Genomic DNA, 3,128 nt, shown 5'->3' on the forward strand with positions numbered 1-3,128 from the left:
ATCGATCGGGTCGTGGTGTCAGAGTATTTGTCGTGGCATGGGTGTCGGTCGTTTGCTCTATTCGCGAATCTATGAATGGGCGGCACAGTCTCAGCTTCTGACGATCTGTGCCGAAATGAATCTTGATCCGCCCAATCACGAGTCCCTTCGCTTTCACGACAAAGCTGGCTTTGTCCAAATGGGGACGCGGCGGTTGGAAAACGGGAAATGTGTGTCGATGCAAATTCGCCCTACTATTAACGAATTGCAAAACGTATAGCAACACAAATCGGGGGGCGATTCGCCGCGAGGATGCAAGCGTTTGCGAATGAGTTAATAGCTCCGGGTAAGCTTTCTTTTTTCAGGTGCGCGCTGGACGTCCGACGTCTTGGAAAAATTGCGGGTCGACGGTCACCCGGCTGAAGTACCGGCAAAAAGATGGGGGACAAAAAGATGGAATGGCGGTGGTAGTAGGTAGTGGGTAGCCGAGATTGACGGTGCCTGCCTTCACCATGACACCTGCCGTCGCTTCGCGACTCGCACGTCGTAGCTTTACCCACGACTTACGTCGTGGGCTAAGTGATGGCGTCGCTACCGCGACTCAGGAATCGTTCCGCATTAAGTTCGTCGTTAGATTTATGTTGCGAATCATTTGAGAGAGAAAGTGTTTTCACCGTAGTGGACGAGGTTACGAGTCCCGTCGTGCCACTGTGTCGCGGGGACTCGTTGCCTCGTCCACTACCTTCAAAGCTGACGGTCGGCCTACGCCATTTCCAAAAAACTCTAGCGCAACGGCCAAAGCGTCACGGATGACTGTCACCGATTCGCTTGCAGTCGCGATTGCCGGCGTGTAGCCTTGAAGGACTCCCGCCTCTCGATCAATCCAGCCTCTGCTGACGAGTCCCTCCTCTTTTGCATCCTACCCTATGAAACATTTCATCGCGTTTGCCCTTTTGCTGTGCTCCGTTGCGGCGGTGTTTGGCTCGGTGTCCGTGTCCGCTGAAGACGTCCGCCATCGGCCGCTTAATGATCTGAACGGCTATTTTCCCTTCCATCCCCCAGCATCGCTGGAACAGTGGGAGACACGTAAGGAATACGTACGGCGGCAAATTCTCGTCGCGACCGGTCTTTGGCCGATGCCGACCAAAACGCCTCTGAATCCAGTCCTTCACGGTAAGATCCAACGTGATGGGTATACGGTCGAGAAGGTCTATTTCGAGAGCGCTCCGGGTTTGTTCGTCACGGGCAATCTGTACCGCCCGACCAACATCCAAGGCAAGGTGCCAGGAGTCATGCTGGCACACGGCCACCACAAGGATGCGCGGCTGGATATGACGCCGGAGGGCAAGTTGCGCGGTCTGATCGCCGACGGTGCCGAGCGTTTTGAGCGGGCCGGGCGTAGCACCTACCAATCACAGTGTCGCCAATTGGCGCTGATGGGCTGCGTGGTTTGGCAGTGGGACATGCTCGGCGATTCCGATTCGATTCAGCTTTCACGTGAGCTCGTCCATGGGTTTGCGAAACAGCGGCCGGAGATGAACACGACAAAACACTGGGGCCTGTTCAGCCCGCAAGCCGAGGCACATTGCCAGAATGTGATGGGACTGCAAACGCTCAATGCCGTACGTGGGCTCGACTTTCTGCTCAGTTTGCCGGAGGTCGATTCGGAACGTGTCGCCGTTACAGGCGCGAGCGGCGGTGGTACTCAGACGATGATTTTGGCGGCGATCGACGAACGCATTAAACTGTCGTTCCCGGTCGTCATGGTCAGCACCGCGATGCAGGGCGGCTGCACGTGCGAAAACGCGAGTCTGTTGCGAGTGAATACCGGCAATGTCGAATTCGCCGCCTTGGCTGCGCCACGGCCGCAAGGGATGAACACTGCGGACGACTGGACCAAAGAGATGGCTACTAAGGGATTCCCCGACTTACAACAGCTCTATGCGTTGTACGGCAAGAAGGGCGACGTCTTTTTGAAACGCGGCGAGCACTTTCCGCACAACTACAACGCGGTCACTCGCTCGGCCTTCTACACCTTCCTGAACAAACATTTTAAGCTTGGTTTCCAAACTCCGGTGATTGAGCACGATTTCGAACCGCTGCCGCCCGAGCAGCTCACTGTCTGGAACGACCAACATCCCGCCCCCAAGGCCGCCGATCCGGATTTCGAACGCAACTTGTTGGCGTGGTTCACCAACGACGCCGAGCAGCAACTCAGTGCAGCCGCCTCGACACCGGAAGGCTTGAAAAACGTCATCCTTCCGGCGGCGGAGGTGATCATCGGCCGCACCTACGCCAACGCAGGCGACGTGACATGGGAACTCGACGACGAGCAGGATCATGGCGACTACGTGCAACACACCGGCACGTTACTGAACAAAACTCACAGCGAAGAGGTGAATGTTGTCTGGCTGTGTCCAAAGCACCCCAGTGGTCGCGTCGTAATCTGGCTCGATGATTCTGGAAAGACCGCCGTTTGTAGCGACGACGGTAGTGTGAACCCTGCGGTGCAAACGCTGGTTCAAGCGGGCGTGACCGTGCTGGGCGCCGATCTGTTCCTACAAAATGGCAAAACGATGAAGCAGACTCGCGTCGTTGAGAATCCTCGTGAATTCGCTGGCTACACCTTCGGCTACAATCATGCCTTATTCGCCCAACGCACCCATGATGTATTGAGTATCGTCCGTTTTCTTCGTCACGCAGACTCGGGACCCTGCCCGAATCCTGATCTGAAAAGCGTTGCGATTGCCGGATGGCACCACAGCGGCCCCATTGCTGCGGTGGCTGGCGGGATTGCGGGAGATGCCATCGACCGCACCGCGATCGATACGAAAGGGTTTCGCTTTGGCCAAGTCTTGGATTATCGCGACCCCATGTTCTTGCCGGGTGGAGCAAAGTACCTCGATCTGCCCGGGCTGATCGCACTTCATGCACCACGTCCGCTATGGCTCGCTGGCGAAAGCCAAACGCCGGCAACGATCACCACCGCGTATCTCGCCGCTTCCGAGTCCGGTGCACTGGTGACTTTCATTGGCGATGCAGCACAAAAGCAAACCGCGGCAAGCGAGTGGCTGCTAAAGTAAGCATCATCCGGTACAATTGTCGCTGATCGCTCTGCGATCAGAACGATGGATCACGGGAGACGTCGA

The 3,128-nt window shown here is 56.6% G+C and carries 3 protein-coding genes; all 3 read left to right on the plus strand.

Annotation, left to right across the window (positions count from 1 at the left end; genetic code table 11):
* A partial coding sequence (locus RMSM_RS02265) for a GNAT family N-acetyltransferase (RefSeq protein ID WP_144057308.1) occupies window positions 1-259 on the plus strand: 259 nt, incomplete at its 5' end.
* Window positions 260-476: 217 nt separating this feature from the next.
* Window positions 477-635 carry a hypothetical protein gene (locus RMSM_RS40560; protein ID WP_160168207.1) on the plus strand — a complete coding sequence of 53 codons (159 nt, stop codon included), beginning with the start codon at window positions 477-479 and terminating at the stop codon, window positions 633-635.
* A 270-nt stretch (window positions 636-905) separates the two neighbouring features.
* Window positions 906-3,062 (plus strand): alpha/beta hydrolase family protein, encoded by a 2,157-nt coding sequence (locus tag RMSM_RS02270; protein ID WP_008690932.1) that lies wholly within the window; start codon window positions 906-908, stop codon window positions 3,060-3,062.
* Window positions 3,063-3,128 lie beyond the last annotated feature (66 nt).

This window comes from Rhodopirellula maiorica SM1 (assembly GCF_000346295.1).
Lineage (GTDB): Bacteria > Planctomycetota > Planctomycetia > Pirellulales > Pirellulaceae > Novipirellula > Novipirellula maiorica.